The following is a 15,439-nucleotide window of genomic DNA, read 5'->3' on the forward strand; positions in this document are numbered from 1 at the left end:
TCAAGCCCTATCCCCGCGCCGAAGCCACACGCATCAAGAGGCGCTTTCCCTTGACGTGTCAGCACAGGCGGGTAGCGCCATTACAACACGTAGCCCGCCACCGGCTCGGTTTTCGAGTGCCAGCCTGCCGCGATGCGCCATGACGATACTGCGCACAATACTAAGCCCTAAACCGTAGCCGAGCGCGTTGGAGGTTGAGAAGGAGGATGTTGGGGTATCGCTCTGTACAAAAGGCTGCATCACGGTGGGTAGCTCTTCATCATGAATGCCCGGGCCATCATCCTGAATCTCTACGTCTACCCAGCGCCCTGTCAGCCGTAGCGTCAGTTGGGCGTTTCCCGCATAGTGCAGCGCATTCTCAAGCAGGTTGTGCAGCACCCGCCGAATACTCGCGGCGTGGCCAGAAATAATGACCGCTGAGGCGCCTGCCCAGCGGATATCACTGCCCGTATCAACGAACTCGTCCACCACCTCATCAATCAAACCTGCCAGATCGAACGTGGCGTAGCCCTCCGGTTTCGCGCCTTCGCTGATGGAGTCCAGAAGAGAGCGAATCAGCTCCTCCATCTGGTCGATGTTGTTAATCAGCTTTTCCCGGATGTGTGTCTCTTTAATACCGACCACGCGCAGGCGCATACGGGTGAGCGGAGTGCGTAAATCATGAGAAACCGCGGCCAGCAGTTGTGTTCTTTCGCCCATAAGATCCATCAACTGTTGCTGCATGGCGTTGAAGGTCTCGGCGGCTTGGCGCATTTCCTTCGGCCCTTCGATCGGCAACGGCGGCTGCTCAATGTTCTTCCCCAATGCCGAAGCGGCGCGAACCAGGTGCCTTAGTGGGCGGGTACTAATACGTACAACGATAAGCGCCACCACCAACAGGGCCAGTGCACGGAGCAGATAAACGCGCAGGGCATAGTCGCCCAGCACGCGCCAGGCCGGCTGCGTGCTCCAGCCCTGTTCTTGAACCGCTTTCACATGCAGCCATTGCCCAGAAGCCAGGCGAAGCTGGAAATCAAAATGGCCCACCACATGAGACAACCCGAACAGGCCCGCCCATGTTCTGGCATGACCGTTCTCGTCCTGGATCGTCACATCGAGCAAGGACAGTTCTACAGCCTCCCCCATCTCATGATGTAACGCCTCCTGCAGCATGCGCTCTACATTTTGTTGGGCATCGTCCAGCTGTGGCGGTGCAGGAAGCGGCGACAAGAGAAGTTCGGGATGGAAGGTCGCGGACGAAAGCGATGTGATCGCGTCGCCATTAGCGAGCTTACGCAGGGTGTCGACGGTACGAAAGGTTACCAACCGGGCAGGCACTTCCAGCACTTGGCTGTAGCGCACGTCGTACCAGATGCTGCTAAACAGCAGTTGGATGGCCAAACCACCGACCACCACTATCACGCTCAACTGACCAAATAGCGAGCCTGGCCATACGACCGGCCATAATCGCCGATGCCATCCTAACCAGCGCATCAGTTAGGCGTAGCGGGCAGTTCGAGCAAATACCCTTCATTACGTACTGTACGAATAAACCGAGGGCGACGAGCATTATCCTCAAGGTAATGGCGTAAACGGCTAATGCAGACATCAATGGAGCGGTCATTGACATAATACTCCCGCCCAAACGCACAGCGGCTCAGCGGCTCAGCGGCTCAGCTCATCACGGCTCACAATTCGGTTGGGAGCGGCACTCAGCGCTTTTAGCACTCTGAAATCGGAGCGCGTGAGATCAAAAACATGGCCGCTGGGTGAGTGCAACCGGCGTACGTGTAAGTCCAGCCGCCAACCGGCAAAACAGTGCTCGGTCGCCTCGGCGGCCGGTGGTGGTGCCTTGCTCTGCCTCTCAGGGCTCTGTTTTTCAAGATGCTGTCTTTCAAAGTTCTGGTTTTCAAGGCTCTGATTTTCGATATCCGGCTTTTCTCGGCTTTTCTGCTCTCGGCGCATAACAGCGCGGATACGCGCCAGCAATTCGCGAGGATCAAAAGGCTTGCACAGATAATCGTCCGCGCCAATCTCAAGGCCGATGATGCGCTCCGCGGAAGCACCACGCGCGCTGATCATAATCACCGGCAGGCTGCTTTGGTGCCGTAAGGCCCGGCAAAGGCTCAATCCGTCCTCGCCAGGCAACATAAGATCGAGAATGACCACGTCGACGCGGTCATCCAACTGGCGCCACATTTCACGGCCGCTGGCAGCGCCACGGGTGCGACACCCCATCTCGCTCAGGTAGCCACAAATCAGCTCGCGGATCTCCTCGTCATCATCCACCACAAGCACAAGAGCGCCTTCATCGTGTGGTTCGTCGGTTAACGTCAATGGCGCCACATCATCCCTACAATTCATTACATATGCCCCATAGAGCAAAAGTTTCTTAGCCAGAGTCGTCAATATAATCGTGCCCCTAACAACCGTAAATGCCAATCATTATTATTTTATAGGGATTCTCATGATGTATCGCGTCTCGCAGCCCCTCAGGAACGCCTACGAAGGGTCAAAAACGCCCCTCGCAAGGGCTATTGTCGCCACCTGTGGCTGTCTTCTAAGCACGTCGGTGATGGCTCAGACCGCGACGGAAGAGCCTCAACGTGTATCCGAGGTACAGATGGATACCATGAGGGTCGAGGCAAATTATCAAGGCGACCCTGCCCGTAGCTATACGGTTCCTGAAACCACTAGCTCCACCGGCCTTGATCTCTCGCCACGTGAAACGCCGCAGTCGGTGACCAGCATCACGCGTCAGCAATTGGATGATCAGCAGATTGTGAATATCGAGCAGGCGTTAGCGCTTACGCCCGGCATCAGCTCCAGCAAGTCGGAAGTGGGTGGCCGTACGGCGTTCCGGGCGCGTGGCTACAGTGTCAGCAACTGGAAAGTTAACGGCTTGGCGTTCCCGGGAGGCTCGGATTTTAGTAACGGCGGTAACGCCCTTAACATGGATCTGTACGAGCACATTGATATCGTGCGTGGCGCCAATGGCTTGCTGGGCGGAACGGGGGACCCTTCGGCAACGGTTGATCTGATTCGCAAGCGCCCCGAGAAAACCTTCGGCGGCAGCGCCTACGCCACTTATGGCAGTTGGGATACTGGCCGCGCTGGAGTCGACGTGAACGTGCCGCTTACCGAGGATGGCCGCATTCGCTCGCGCTTCGTGGTCACCCAGCAAGAAGGCGATGGCTTCCGCGACCATGAATCCAGCCGAGACCGGGCTGCGCTTGCCACTTTCGAGTTTGATGTCTCCGACGCCACCACTCTGGGCGTGGGTTACCAGTACGAATACAACAAAACCTACGGCGCGGGCTGGGGTGCCAATATTCCCATCTGGTACGCCAGTGGCCAACTGACAGACTTGCCGCGCAGCAACAACCTGGCACCTGGCTGGAGCTATGGGGAGTACCAGACCGACACCCTGTTCGCCTCGCTGGAACACGCATTCAACGACGATTGGTCGCTTGATATCAACATCGCACAAAGCGACATAGATGCCGTTGGTCACCGTGGCCTGGCCAAGGTCAACCGCGGCAGTGGTGGCACCTATATCGGCTATTGGGATGAAGAGGATGGCAGCGGTGCCATATTGAATGGCCTGCACGACAGCACCGAGACGCGCCAGCGGTCCGCCCAGTTTGACTTAAGCGGTGCATTTGATGCTATCGGCCGCCGCCATGATGTCATGCTCGGCTATAACGAAAGCCGCACGCGGGCACGCTCTCCCGACTACACCTGCACCATGTCGAGCAACACCACCACCATCCACTCCTCCAACTGCCTGTTTCGAGCTAACAACGGCTTGCCGGTCACCGACTGGCGTCATGGTGTCGATGCCGACTTTACCATGGAGGCCTCAAAAACTGGCCGCAGCAGCCTCACCGAAACACGCCTGAGAGGCTTATACGCCGCAACGCGCCTAAGTATCACCGAACCGCTGTCGGTTATTCTTGGTGCTCGCACCAGCTACTACAAAACCGAAAGCGAAACGTCCTCGGGCGAACACTCCAGCCAGCACGACAACGGCGTGGTAACGCCCTACGCAGGCGTGGTGTATGACCTCACGGACAATCACTCGTTATATGCAAGCTACACCAGCACATTCACGCCGCAAACCCGTGAAACCACCAGCGGCGCCACGATTAAACCCATCGTGGGCGACAGCTATGAAACCGGTGTGAAAGGCGAATGGTTTGACGGCAGACTAAATGCCTCCGTCGCCTTCTTCCGCACCCGCCAGGACAACAAGGCCGTACGTGACGGCGACAATGTTACACCCACCGGCGACCAGGCCTACAAGGCAGGAACAGGCAATGAAACCGATGGCATCGACCTGGAAATCGCCGGCGCTTTGACGCCCAACTGGAATGTTTACGGTGGCTACACTTACCTGCACTTCCACCGTGTGGACTCGGATGGCCGCAGCGACCCATCGCATCTGTTCAAGCTTTCCACTACGTATGAACCGTCCGGTTTCTTGAACCGCATGACCTTCGGCGGCGGTGTGTACGCGCAAAGCAACATCCACGCCATATCAGGCCCGGCAGGCCAACCTACAAACGGCGTCAGCACAGGTTCCACTGCCGTCAACTGGCCCGGCTACGCCACCGTTAACGCCATGGCAAAATACGATATCAGCGATGAAACCAGCGTAACGCTTAACGTCGATAACCTGTTCGACCAACGCTACTACAACCGCTACGGCTTCTACGCCGGTGCCATCTACGGCGCCCCACGTAGTGCCTCGCTTACGTTGAGGACCGAGTTTTAAGGGGCTGGTTTTAAGGACTAAGGTTTAAGGGCTGAATTTTAAGCACAAAAACAAGCGCCATGCCGGAATCCTCGGCATGGCGCTTGGGCGTTTATTCGCCGCTTATGCGTCCTTTAATCGGTTAAAATGCTTCCCACTTTGGCTCAACGTGCCGTTGGCATCCACAGCCAGTAGATCAACCAGCTTATCGAAGCCGGTACGCACCTAGTATTTACTTCAACACGGCCCCTATCGGTGAGACTGCCACGCAGTAGCATTGCTTAGGGTTTTTTTATTGCCTTGCTTCCCATTCCCACTGCTCCCAACCTTCTATAATTCCCATGCCTTTTAGATTTAGCCCTGCTTCGCGCAAATCTGGGAAACTGCTTAACAACTCTGATAAGCGGGCCCACCAAGTGCTCGTCGGGTTAACCGTCGAACAATACAGAACAGTAGGAAAGGGCGCGCCTGAACATGGGAGTTTTGCCAGCCTTGGGAAAATAGAGGGGCTTCACCATGGGCGGGCTTACGCGGCTGGTCCGTCATATTGCGATTCCACAGCCGACTATGATGAGCACATACATTGCGTAAATAATTCAAGCTGCGCAGCCATGCGTCCGGCAACCGTACTCATCGGAGCCAACAAAGGTAGGCCGCCCTGACGGTCGGTGATGGTCTCGTAGGCGATGCAGATGGCACAACTTTCGATAAGGCCCCGGGTCAAGGCTTCCTCGGCGGCCAAGAGGAGGTAAGTGAACAGCGTTTGGCCCCCCTTGAGGCGTTTGATTTCTTCGGACTGCGGCTCCTTAACCTTGAGTATCAGCTCAGCACTGCCCCACACCTTAGCCACATCAACCTCGGTGCGGACGCCTGCGGCTTCATAGGTAGCACCCGCGAAACCAACACCCTCTCCTGCCCCGGCCTGCACGGTGACGGTGTGACCACGGCTGACCAGCTCGCGGGCGCCGGTGAGGATCAAGCCGACACGATATTCGTGGTTTTGATTTCCTTGGAAATAGCAATCTGCATGATCGTTATCTCTTTTTGTTAGGAGGCCGAGCGCATGACCCTCCGGTCATGCGCTGATATTGGTAGACCCGGCTCGATCAGGAGGGGAAAGAGAACTGTGCGCCCTCGCGTACCCCGGCCGACGGCCAGCGCTGGGTGATCGTCTTGCGCCGCGTGTAGAAACGCACCGCATCGGGGCCATAGGCGGAAAGGTCGCCGAACAGCGAGCGCTTCCAACCGCCGAAGCTGTGGTAGGAGACTGGCACCGGCAGCGGCACATTGATGCCCACCATGCCAACCTGGATACGGTCGCTGAAATAACGTGCCGCTTCCCCATCGCGGGTATAGATGCAAGTGCCGTTACCATACTCGTGATCGTTGATCAGTTTCATCGCCTCATCTATGGAGCCGACGCGCACCACCAGTAGTACCGGGCCGAATATCTCCTCTTGGTAACAGGTCATCTCGGGTGTCACCCGGTCGATCAGGGTGCCGCCCACATAAAAGCCGTTATCGTGCCCCGGTACCTGAACACCGCGCCCATCGACCACGATGGTGGCGCCCTGCTGTTCGGCACTGTCGATATAGCCGCAGACCTTCTCCTGGTGCGCCTTAGTGATCACCGGGCCGAAATCGTTGCTCTTGTCGGAGAAGGGGCCGACCTTGAGCGACTTCATCTGCTCCTGCATCTTGGCGATCAGCGTATCGGCGGCTTCGTCGCCCACGGCCACCGCAACGGAAAGCGCCATGCAGCGCTCGCCCGACGAACCGAAGGCCGCCCCGTTCAAGGAGTTGACCACGTTGTCCATGTCGGCGTCGGGCATGACGATGGCGTGGTTCTTGGCGCCGCCCAAGGCCTGGCAACGCTTGCCGCTAGCGCTTGCCCGGGAGTAGATGTATTCAGCGATCGGAGTGGAGCCGACGAAGCTGACGGCCTGCACGCGCGGGTCGTCGAGCAGAGTGTCGACGGCTTCTTTGTCACCGTTGACCACATTGATCACGCCGGCGGGCAGCCCCGCCTCTTGGGCCAGCTCGGCAATGTAAAGTGCCGAGCTGGGGTCTCGCTCGGAGGGTTTGAGAACAAAAGTGTTGCCGCAGGCGATGGCCATGGGATACATCCACAGCGGCACCATCGCCGGGAAGTTGAACGGCGTGATGCCAGCCACCACGCCCAAGGGCTGGAACTCACTCCAGGAGTCGATGCTGGGGCCGGTATTCTTGCTGTGCTCGCCCTTGAGCAGCTCCGGGGCGTAGCAGGCGTACTCCACATTCTCGATACCCCGGGCGAGTTCGCCCCGCGCATCATGCACTATCTTGCCGTGCTCCTGGCCGACCAGGCGGACGATTTCGTCGGCATGCTCTTCCAGCAGTTGCTTGAAGCGGAACATGATCCGGGCGCGCTTGGCGACCGGGGTGTCACGCCAGGCCGGATAGGCGGCCTCGGCAGCGGCAATGGCCTCCTCGACGGTAGCTTTGCTCGCCAGGCTCACCTGGCCGGCAACCTCGCCAACGGAGGGGTTGAAGATATCCTGGGTACGCTCTTCGCGGTCGACACGCACACCGTTGATCAGATGGCCGAGTGTTGTCATGAGTTGCCTCTTGTTGGGTCTGTCGGTTTAGTCTGCAGAAGTAAGAGTTTCAGTTCAGTTCGCTGATGGCATCGCCTATCACATTGACGACGCGGTCGATCTCCTCACGCTCGACGATAAAGGGCAAGCCGAGCTGAATGGTGTCGCCGCCGTAGCGCACGTAGAAGCCTTTTTCCCAGCACTTCATAGCGATCTCGTAGGGTCGGCGGGCCGGCTCACCAGGGTAGGGTTCGATCTGCAAGGCGCCAGCGAGTCCATAGTTACGGATATCGCTGATATAACGCGTGCCCTTAAGCCCGTGAAGCGCTTCTTCGAAGACTGGGCTCATCTCGCGCACGCGGTCGATAAGGCATTCCTGCTCGAGCACGTCCAGAGCCGATAGGGCTGCGGCACAGGCCACCGGGTGCCCGGAATAGGTGTAGCCATGGGGCAGCTCAAGCATGTAGTCGGCACCACCCTGCTCCATGAAGGTGTGATAAATCTCACTCTGAACGATCACGCCGCCCATGGGGACCGCACCGTTGGTCAGTTGCTTGGCGAAATTCATTATATCGGGAGTGACGCCGAACTCCTCGGCACCGGTCATAGATCCCATGCGCCCAAAGGCGGTGATTACCTCGTCGAAGATCAGCAGGATATCGTGTTGATCGCAGATCTCGCGCAGCCGCTGCAAGTACCCCTTCGGCGGCGGGATTACCCCTGCGGAACCGGCCAGTGGCTCGACGATCACCGCGGCGATATTGGAAGCGTCGTGCAGCGCGATCAACTCAAGCAGCTCGTCGGCCTTCTCGGCACCGCGATCGGGCATGCCACGGGTGAAGGCGTTCTCAGCAATCAGGGTGTGGGGCAGGTGGTCAGCATCGACGCCCTGCCCATAAAGCGCCCGATTGGCACCAATACCGCCCACACTGAAACCACCGAAATTGACGCCGTGATAGCCCTTGGCACGCCCGATCAGCTTGGTCTTGGTGGGTTGTCCTTTCTTACGCCAGTAGGCGCGGGCAATCTTCAAGGACGTATCGGCGCTCTCGGAACCCGAGCCGGTGAAAAAGGTGTAATCCAGACCTTTAGGTGTCAGCTCACGCAGACGATGAGCAAGTTCAAACGCCTTGGGATGCCCGAACTGGAAAGCAGGTGCATAGTCCAGCTCGCGCAACTGCTTGCTTACCGCGTCGGCGATTTCTGGGCGAGAGTGCCCAGCGCCACACGTCCACAATCCGGAGAGGCCGTCAAAAACCTGGCGACCCTGGGCATCGGTGAGATAACTGCCCTTGGCACCGGTGATGATACGCGGGTCGCGTTTGAACTGACGGTTGCCGGTGTAAGGCATCCAGTATGCGTCGAGTTGCTCGACGCTGAGCCCGGCAGTAGGGGAAAACTCTTGAGCTGACATATCTATTACCCTCTATAGAGTCTTGTCATTAATGGGGTTTAGAAAACCAGCCTAGAACGCCTCTTTGATAAGTTAAATAAACAACTAGTTTATTTCAAATAACTACTTACTTAACTTTTAAGCACGATGACGCTACGATGGGGGTTACATAAATCTCACTGTGTAGGTAAGGAGCAAGAAAAATATGGCACTTCGGAAAGTAGCGCCAATGGGGCAACCAAGCGACTCTGACCTTCGGCTCCTCAGAATTTATCGAAAAGTCGTGGAATGCGGGGGTTTCTCAGCGGCTGAAGTCGAATTAAGCATTAGCCGTGCTGCCATTAGCATGGCAATGAATGACTTGGAAACACGACTTGGCCTCCGCCTTTGTCAACGTGGCCGTAGTGGCTTTGCCCTAACGAATGAAGGCTCTGAAGTTTACCAATTGTCTCTACAGCTTTTAGCGGCAGTTGAGGGATTTCGCACTCAAGTCAACGGCTTGCATGCCCAGCTCAAAGGTGAGCTCAACATTGGTATTACCGATAACCTAGTAACCATGCCCGAAATGCATATAACTCATGCGCTTAATGCACTCAAAGAGAAAGGCCCCGATGTTCGTATCAACATTCGCATGATTCCGCCTAGTGATATTGAGCTAGCCGTTCTTGATGGACGCTTACATACCGGCGTTATTCCTAATCTCAAAACTCTACCAGGGCTTGACTACCTGACACTGTACGAAGAAACCTCAAGACTTTACTGCTCGACTGAACACCCACTATTTCACGCGAACAATATTACGGAAGAAGACTTACCACATTACGACGCTGTTGTACCCGCTTATGCCCAAACACCAGAAATAAAGGCAATGCATGAACCGCTTAAAGCATCAGCGTCAGCGACCGACCGCGAGGGCGTTGCTTTTCTTATACTGTCTGGGAGCTATATCGGATACCTACCCACTCATTATGCTGAGCGATGGGTACGCGACGGGCAGATGAAAGCACTGCCACCCAATAAATGGCATTACTTCACAGGTTACAGCGCCATCACCCGTAAAGGAGGGTTTTCTAATTTAGTTTTGGAAACATATTTTGATGAGTTGAATAAACTGATCAGCACCTCTCCAAACACTAATACTTAAGCATAATAGAGACGGGGTAATTACGTGCCAAAAACCAACTATGTTAAACAAAACCTTACGTTAGATTAATCAAATACTTATTTAAAATAAAAATTATTTACCCTAGCCTGAACTTCGCAATGTCAAGTTATTTGAAGAGCTTGATATAAATCAAAAAAACCTATTAGTGACAGGAGGGGTAAATCTATTTTTGATTAACTAGAAGTTGATCAAAGGTGGCTTTAATCTTTATCTAGATCTAGAAAACATAAACAGCAATAGCGGATAATTTTCAAGAACTAAAAACCATGCACTAAAGCTCAACACCCAGTCTATTAAGCTAATATATACTATAAAACTCTTCTTAATAAACAAAGTACAAGAAAGGAGTAGTAGAGATGCCGAAAAGATTACCGCTTACGAAGATTCGCACAAGCGTAGCGATTGCAGCCGTTGCTATGGCGAGCGTGGGCATTACGTCCCAAGCGCAAGCTAATGAGCGCTTCATATTGGCACATGCCATGCCAAGCGATCATATCTTCCACGCTATTTCTGAGCGTTTTATCGACGAGATTCAGGAAAGTGAGGAGTTTCAGATTGCCTACCACCAAGGTGGTGATTTAGGAGACTGGACGTCTCTATTTGAGCAATCCATGCAAGGCGTTGTGCCGATGACGCTGACTTGGGGTGCCTCGGAATTTGACGAACGCCTCGACCTCTCATGGCTTGGTTATGTTGTTTCGAACTGGGAAGACGCTCGGGATGTCTATGGGCCTAATGGCGAAATGCTAGAAGTCTATAACAGCATATTTCATGATCTCGACCTGCATACTATCGGCATTATCCCTACCGATTTTGGCTCCCTTGTTATCCGCAAAGGCGTAGGAGAAGTCCCTGTCAACTTCCCCGAAGATGGCAACAATATTAAGGTCCGTGTACCACCTGTCCCTATCGCCATTGACCGCTTCCGTAACCTTGGCTTCGCATCAGTACCTATTCCACTCTCAGAGGTCTATACCGCCCTACAGCTAGGTACAGTCGATGCCCGAGCCTTTTCGACTGCAGTAGAAACTTACCAGCAGCGAGATGTTCTGGAAACGAACATTCTTACCAATGACTACTTTGAAACTGCTTTCTGGCTAGTGAATAAAGACTGGTGGGAAGGACTTTCTGAGGAGAACCGCGACTTACTACAGAGCGCTGCCGACGACACTGTGCTGTGGTCTTGGGATGAGGCTCAGAGCTTGAGTGAAGAATTCCTGGATAAAGTGCGAGATTCAGGCATTGATGTCGTCGAACTCAGTGATGAGCAGATTGCCACTGCTGCACAAATTGTTCATGAAACAGAATGGCCTGAAATGGAGAAGCTGGTCGGCTCCGAAATTATGGCAAAACTGAGACAAGCCGCTGGTATTGAGTAAGACCCAAGGCCCGCGTTTAGTGGGCCTTTCTCTTTGGAGTAAAGTGATGCCAATACAAGAAAAGGAAAAAGACTTTTCCCCTGCGGATGAAAGCCATCAGGTAAGCCAGGTGGCAGAAGTGACTGCCGTGCCAAACTTTCCTGTTAGCCCACTCTATTCAGTTTTTTTAAAGTGTGAAGCCGCTTATGCAATGCTTCTCAAAAGTTCGCTGGCAATATTTAGCATTCTTTTGGGTGGCTTGATGTTTGGTCAAGTGCTAATGCGCTACGTCTTTAACTCCCCATTTCTAGGCATTGAAGAGATTGCGCTGCTGCTAGGAGCATGGATTTATTTTCCGGCTATTGCCTATACCACTAGAGAGGGCGAGCATATACGCGGCGGCATACTAGATCTTATTGTTAAATCTCGTAGCAAGACCCAAATCATCAATCTCTGCATGTCCCTACTGAGCATAGCTGTCTGCGTGGTGTTTGGTTACTTTGCCATTAAGTACGCCATGTTTGATTTCGATCGAGGTCGCTTGAGCTCCTATATGCGCTGGCCTAGGTGGTTGTGGTCTGCCTCATTAGTAGTGGGCTTTTTAGGCACTATATTAGCGTTGCTCATGCAAACGATTAACCAGTTCCTTGACCTTCGTCGCATACAAAAAGAAGAGAGGCAACGATGCTGATTTTTTCCCTAGCTCTCGGGATTATTGTAGCTTTATTACTCTTGGGAATGCCGATAGCCTTCGCCTTTGGTCTTGGTGCTCTTGTCTATTTGCTCAGCACTGGTGCTGATATCTCATTCCTTATTCCTTATGCATTTCAAACGACAACCAGTTTTGCGTTATTAGCGCTACCTCTTTTCGTATTAGCGGGCGTGGTAATGGCCCAAGCGGGGATATCCACACACTTACTCAACTTCATCAATGCCTTCGTAGGAAGAGTTAAGGGCGGCCTGGGAGCTGTTACCGTTATAACGTGTGCTCTTTTTGGAGCCATTTCTGGCTCATCTTCTGCCGCCATCGCAGCGATTGGCCAGATTATGATTCCGCGAATGGTTCGAGAGGGCTATCCTGTTGGCCATGCAACCGCCTTGGTAGCATGCTCTTCGGTACTTGCACTGCTCATCCCACCTTCGGTACCGATGATCGTCTTCGCGATAACGGGTGGGCTTTCCGTTAGCGCTGCCTTTCTTTCCACCGTCATTCCCGGCGTATTACTGATGATTATCTACGTCGGGTTGAATTTCTTTTTCCTGCGCAACAACCCCAACATACAAGTTGATGAAAAACTGCCTGTACGACAGGCTGGCATTAAGATCTTGAAAAGCGGTAAAAGCGCAATTTGGGCACTTCTAATGCCTATCATCATCCTGGGCACCATTTATGGAGGCATAGCGACGCCTACTGAGGCAGCAGCCATAGCCTTCGTATACGCCACCTTTGCTGGATTTGTGCTCTACCGCACTCTTAGCGTCAAGGCATTCTGGAATGGCTTGATTCAAGCCACATTGACGATTGGGTCAATCATTGCCGTGCTTTTCTTTCTCTTCATGATGAGCCGCGCCATGATCCTTCAACAGGTGCCGAGCCAAGTGACAGGCTTTCTACTGGGACTATCAGACAGCCCACTCGTCATTCTATTGCTTATAAATCTCGTTCTGCTTTTAATCGGCATGATTGTCGATGACATTTCCGGCAGCATCTTAGCTGCAGTTGTGCTGCTGCCATTAGCCACTGCTATTGGCGTACATCCTATTCATTTTGCCGCTATTGTTGGCGTCAATTTAGGGTTAGGTAATGTCTCACCACCATGCGCACCTATGCTTTATATGGCTGCAGGCGTTAGTAAAATATCTCTCGATAAGTACTTTGGGGTCACAATGAAGTTTTTGCTCTTTGGCCACCTTCCAATGGTACTGATAGTGACCTTCATACCTGAGTTATCACTGGCCCTACCTAGGTTTATTTTGGGCATTACCTAACAGGTATGCCCTATCGAGTGAGATAAGACGTAAGCTTACTTTTAGTAAAATATGATTCACCGAAACTAAACGTTACCGACCCGGGTCGGGGCAGATCAACAAGATGAAAAGTGGTCTTGTTTCGATCCAGTGCCAAATAGGCTGCAAGAAAAGAGCTAATCACTGCCAAGAAGGTTGTCCCAATTGTTGTGCCAGACTATTGTGACTTATCAAATGGTATAGGACAGATGGAAGGAAAGCGGGTTGATGTGGGTTGCAGCGTGTTGATGTGAGTTGAAGCCCACAGTGGCGCGGGCTACAAGGAAGTGGCGCGGGTCGCGCAGGGAAAAGCGGCGTGTCGAATGGATAGCGGTATTTTTCAGGAACGTACCGCATAGTTTGCGACACTTAACATTGGTGTTTCAAAGCCCTTTAAAGACCCGTTAACTCTACTCTGAATATCCCTACTGAATCTAGCAGCAGTTACACGCCTCTTCTTTCACTAGCAATTCTATAGGCTGTGCAAGCGGAAGCAACTATATTGCGCAGATCTGGCTCCTGGAAGTGGAGCATCTCAACTGGATCATCATAGGTAAGCGCCCTCAGCGCGCTGATAGCTCTCGCTAATATAGCCTCACGATGCCATTCATCGTCCGGCGCCAACTCAGCCAAAGGCCCGACAAGGCGCACATATACAGTCATTGGAATGGGTAGCGTTTGCGCATAACTGCTGGTACCGGCCTCTATATCGGCCTTGCGCGCGCGCTCAAAGTGAGCCTCCATCTCCTCAATACGTACCGGCCCTACGCTATCATCTTCTTCGTAACCCTCACTAGACTTGCTCTTAGGAGTGCCAGTAAAGGCGAAGCTAGCCTCCTGATCCTCGTGGATCGAAGGCGGAAGCCCATTCCCTGTTGCCGAGTGAGCCTCATCAATGAGGATCATTGGCCCCTTGCCTGTTAGCACCCAATTTGCGTTGTAGCCTGCCTGAACGAGCTTGTGGATGAAACCTGCATCAGGAGTACGCTCACCCCGTTCGTAGTTCCCTATTGAGTTTTTATGCGCACCGATGGATTCAGCAAAAGCCGCCTGGCTTTTGTCACCACGTATGTAGGCTATTCTCTCCCCGATTGTGGTTGTCACTTCCCACCCCCAAAGCTACAACCCATGGTTGTAAGTTCGATACAGGTTGTAGCTTCCATTATTCACCATTAATAACAATAACTTAAACAAAGCCCCGGCCTCTCTGACACACAAAGCGAAGTTACAACCTACGAAAGGGGTTGATATAACCCACATTCGGGATTAAAGTTGATTCATGTACTAACCCACTAGCCGTAAAGAGTCTTTAGACATGAATGAAAAAAGTGCGTCAAAAAAAGCCAGACTTCGAGACTGGCACCGCGCCGACATTGTCGCCGCTGTCCGTAAAGCTGGCTGGTCTCTGCGAAAGCTCGCCAAGCATCACGGTTATAAGTCCGCCACCACGCTAACCACTGCCCTTGATCGACCCTGGCCGAGAGGTGAGCGGTTGATTGCCGAAGCGATCGGCACTGACGCTCAGACCATTTGGCCGAGTCGTTACGAGGGCAAGGATACCACTGGTGCCGACAAACAGCATCGTGGTCACGCCAATAGAAAAGCAGCATAGGTCGAACTCCAATCATGTGCCACTCAGCCTAACCGCCGTTATTCAACGCGCCTAGATGCAGAGCAGCGCCACGTTTGTAGCTACTGAACAAGGACACACTTCCAATGACTCGGAAGCGCTGGAAGCCCGTACAACCCCATAGCTTGGAACACGCCACACGCCTGTGTATCGACTACGCGCTGCACAAGCACAACCGTAGCGTTGCCCAAGTGGCCGACCTAGTCGGGGTGAGCGAATGGTCGGTTTACAAATGGATTGCCGATGGGTGCATACCTACCCGCCGCATCCGCCCTTTTGAGTTTGCGTGCGATGCCACCTTTATCACCCAGTGGATCGCGGGCAGTGCCCAGAAGCTAGTGATCGATATACCGGCAGGCCGGGCGCGTAGCCAGAACGACCTGATGGATTTGCAGACCTGTTTGAACAAAGCGGTTGAACACCTCAGTGGCTTCTACCGCGAGCAACGCGATGTCGACGCAACGCTTGAGGGCGTCACCCAAGCCATTAAGCAACTCGCTGGCCACCGCGAAAACGTGCGCAAAGCCAGCGCGCCAGAACTTGAACTATTCGAGGGAGCATAAAGATGCCAGCAG

14 protein-coding genes and 1 pseudogene are annotated in these 15,439 nt (G+C 53.6%); 7 read left to right on the forward strand and 8 right to left on the reverse strand.

The window, feature by feature from the left end; all coding sequences use genetic code 11:
* Positions 1-33: 33 nt before the first annotated feature.
* Genes ACT3T7_RS07105 through ACT3T7_RS07115 form a run of 3 tightly spaced genes read right to left on the reverse strand, consistent with a single transcriptional unit; the run spans position 34 to position 2,343 of the window.
* A complete protein-coding gene (locus tag ACT3T7_RS07105) occupies positions 34-1,473 on the reverse strand; it encodes an ATP-binding protein (RefSeq protein WP_444630484.1) in 1,440 nt (479 codons plus the stop codon).
* Entirely contained in the window at positions 1,473-1,640 is a 168-nt protein-coding gene (locus ACT3T7_RS07110; protein WP_444630561.1) for a winged helix-turn-helix domain-containing protein, read from the reverse strand. Before ACT3T7_RS07110 ends, ACT3T7_RS07105 begins: the two co-directional genes overlap by 1 nt.
* Positions 1,641-1,644: 4 nt before the next feature.
* Positions 1,645-2,343 carry a response regulator gene (locus tag ACT3T7_RS07115; protein WP_444630485.1) on the reverse strand — a complete coding sequence of 233 codons (699 nt, stop codon included), beginning with the start codon at positions 2,341-2,343 and terminating at the stop codon, positions 1,645-1,647.
* Between the two features lie 211 nt (positions 2,344-2,554).
* Here ACT3T7_RS07115 and ACT3T7_RS07120 point away from each other — a divergent pair, with 211 nt between their 5' ends.
* Positions 2,555-4,756 carry a TonB-dependent siderophore receptor gene (locus ACT3T7_RS07120; protein WP_444630486.1) on the forward strand — a complete coding sequence of 734 codons (2,202 nt, stop codon included), beginning with the start codon at positions 2,555-2,557 and terminating at the stop codon, positions 4,754-4,756.
* A gap of 366 nt (positions 4,757-5,122) precedes the next feature.
* Here the strand turns inward: ACT3T7_RS07120 and ACT3T7_RS07125 are convergent, their stop codons facing one another.
* From ACT3T7_RS07125 to ACT3T7_RS07140, 4 genes and pseudogenes are all read right to left on the reverse strand, one after another.
* Complete coding sequence (locus ACT3T7_RS07125; protein WP_444630487.1) at positions 5,123-5,359, reverse strand: Abi family protein; 237 nt, start codon at positions 5,357-5,359, stop codon at positions 5,123-5,125.
* Positions 5,337-5,764, reverse strand: a pseudogene (locus tag ACT3T7_RS07130) (alanine dehydrogenase); the annotation flags it as partial. The pseudogene ACT3T7_RS07130 and the gene ACT3T7_RS07125, both read right to left, overlap by 23 nt.
* A gap of 77 nt (positions 5,765-5,841) precedes the next feature.
* Positions 5,842-7,332, reverse strand: a complete 1,491-nt coding sequence (locus ACT3T7_RS07135) for a CoA-acylating methylmalonate-semialdehyde dehydrogenase (RefSeq protein ID WP_444630488.1) — start codon at positions 7,330-7,332, stop codon at positions 5,842-5,844.
* Positions 7,333-7,381: 49 nt separating this feature from the next.
* On the reverse strand, positions 7,382-8,725 hold the full coding sequence (locus ACT3T7_RS07140) for an aspartate aminotransferase family protein (RefSeq protein WP_444630490.1): 1,344 nt from the start codon (positions 8,723-8,725) through the stop codon (positions 7,382-7,384).
* A 184-nt stretch (positions 8,726-8,909) separates the two neighbouring features.
* Here ACT3T7_RS07140 and ACT3T7_RS07145 point away from each other — a divergent pair, with 184 nt between their 5' ends.
* The 4 genes from ACT3T7_RS07145 to ACT3T7_RS07160 all read left to right on the forward strand — a co-directional run bounded on the left by ACT3T7_RS07145 (position 8,910) and on the right by ACT3T7_RS07160 (position 13,216).
* A complete protein-coding gene (locus ACT3T7_RS07145; RefSeq protein ID WP_087110764.1) occupies positions 8,910-9,848 on the forward strand; it encodes a LysR family transcriptional regulator in 939 nt (312 codons plus the stop codon).
* A 377-nt stretch (positions 9,849-10,225) separates the two neighbouring features.
* A complete protein-coding gene (dctP, locus tag ACT3T7_RS07150) occupies positions 10,226-11,248 on the forward strand; it encodes a TRAP transporter substrate-binding protein DctP (RefSeq protein WP_087110762.1) in 1,023 nt (340 codons plus the stop codon).
* 46 nt (positions 11,249-11,294) lie between these two features.
* Positions 11,295-11,918 carry a TRAP transporter small permease gene (locus ACT3T7_RS07155; RefSeq protein WP_087110760.1) on the forward strand — a complete coding sequence of 208 codons (624 nt, stop codon included), beginning with the start codon at positions 11,295-11,297 and terminating at the stop codon, positions 11,916-11,918.
* The gene (locus tag ACT3T7_RS07160) at positions 11,912-13,216 is read left to right on the forward strand and encodes a TRAP transporter large permease (RefSeq protein WP_087110758.1); all 1,305 of its coding nucleotides are present in this window, start codon (positions 11,912-11,914) and stop codon (positions 13,214-13,216) included. Before ACT3T7_RS07155 ends, ACT3T7_RS07160 begins: the two co-directional genes overlap by 7 nt.
* A gap of 462 nt (positions 13,217-13,678) precedes the next feature.
* On the opposite strand, the gene ACT3T7_RS07165 is transcribed toward ACT3T7_RS07160, so the two are convergent.
* Positions 13,679-14,338 (reverse strand): helix-turn-helix domain-containing protein, encoded by a 660-nt coding sequence (locus tag ACT3T7_RS07165; RefSeq protein ID WP_444630491.1) that lies wholly within the window; start codon positions 14,336-14,338, stop codon positions 13,679-13,681.
* A gap of 211 nt (positions 14,339-14,549) precedes the next feature.
* Here ACT3T7_RS07165 and ACT3T7_RS07170 point away from each other — a divergent pair, with 211 nt between their 5' ends.
* Both ACT3T7_RS07170 and ACT3T7_RS07175 read left to right on the forward strand, forming a co-directional pair.
* Positions 14,550-14,846 carry a helix-turn-helix domain-containing protein gene (locus ACT3T7_RS07170; protein ID WP_444630492.1) on the forward strand — a complete coding sequence of 99 codons (297 nt, stop codon included), beginning with the start codon at positions 14,550-14,552 and terminating at the stop codon, positions 14,844-14,846.
* Positions 14,847-14,950: 104 nt separating this feature from the next.
* Positions 14,951-15,427: a helix-turn-helix transcriptional regulator gene (locus tag ACT3T7_RS07175; RefSeq protein ID WP_444630493.1), complete on the forward strand. Its 477-nt coding sequence runs from the start codon at positions 14,951-14,953 to the stop codon at positions 15,425-15,427.
* The last annotated feature ends 12 nt before the right edge of the window (positions 15,428-15,439 follow it).

The sequence above is a fragment of the Halomonas sp. 111 genome, assembly GCF_052379685.1.
Lineage (GTDB): Bacteria > Pseudomonadota > Gammaproteobacteria > Pseudomonadales > Halomonadaceae > Vreelandella > Vreelandella citrativorans.

Bases quoted from the DNA above. Each gene is read 5' to 3' on its own strand.
- ACT3T7_RS07170 (WP_444630492.1), top strand. From the start codon at position 14,550: ATGAATGAAAAAAGTGCGTCAAAAAAAGCCAGACTTCGAGACTGGCAC.
- ACT3T7_RS07175 (WP_444630493.1), top strand. From the start codon at position 14,951: ATGACTCGGAAGCGCTGGAAGCCCGTACAACCCCATAGCTTGGAACAC.
- dctP (WP_087110762.1), top strand. From the start codon at position 10,226: ATGCCGAAAAGATTACCGCTTACGAAGATTCGCACAAGCGTAGCGATT.
- ACT3T7_RS07140 (WP_444630490.1), bottom strand. From the start codon at position 8,725: ATGTCAGCTCAAGAGTTTTCCCCTACTGCCGGGCTCAGCGTCGAGCAA.
- ACT3T7_RS07105 (WP_444630484.1), bottom strand. From the start codon at position 1,473: ATGCGCTGGTTAGGATGGCATCGGCGATTATGGCCGGTCGTATGGCCA.
- ACT3T7_RS07155 (WP_087110760.1), top strand. From the start codon at position 11,295: ATGCCAATACAAGAAAAGGAAAAAGACTTTTCCCCTGCGGATGAAAGC.
- ACT3T7_RS07135 (WP_444630488.1), bottom strand. From the start codon at position 7,332: ATGACAACACTCGGCCATCTGATCAACGGTGTGCGTGTCGACCGCGAA.
- ACT3T7_RS07120 (WP_444630486.1), top strand. From the start codon at position 2,555: ATGGCTCAGACCGCGACGGAAGAGCCTCAACGTGTATCCGAGGTACAG.
- ACT3T7_RS07115 (WP_444630485.1), bottom strand. From the start codon at position 2,343: ATGAATTGTAGGGATGATGTGGCGCCATTGACGTTAACCGACGAACCA.
- ACT3T7_RS07145 (WP_087110764.1), top strand. From the start codon at position 8,910: ATGGCACTTCGGAAAGTAGCGCCAATGGGGCAACCAAGCGACTCTGAC.
- ACT3T7_RS07160 (WP_087110758.1), top strand. From the start codon at position 11,912: ATGCTGATTTTTTCCCTAGCTCTCGGGATTATTGTAGCTTTATTACTC.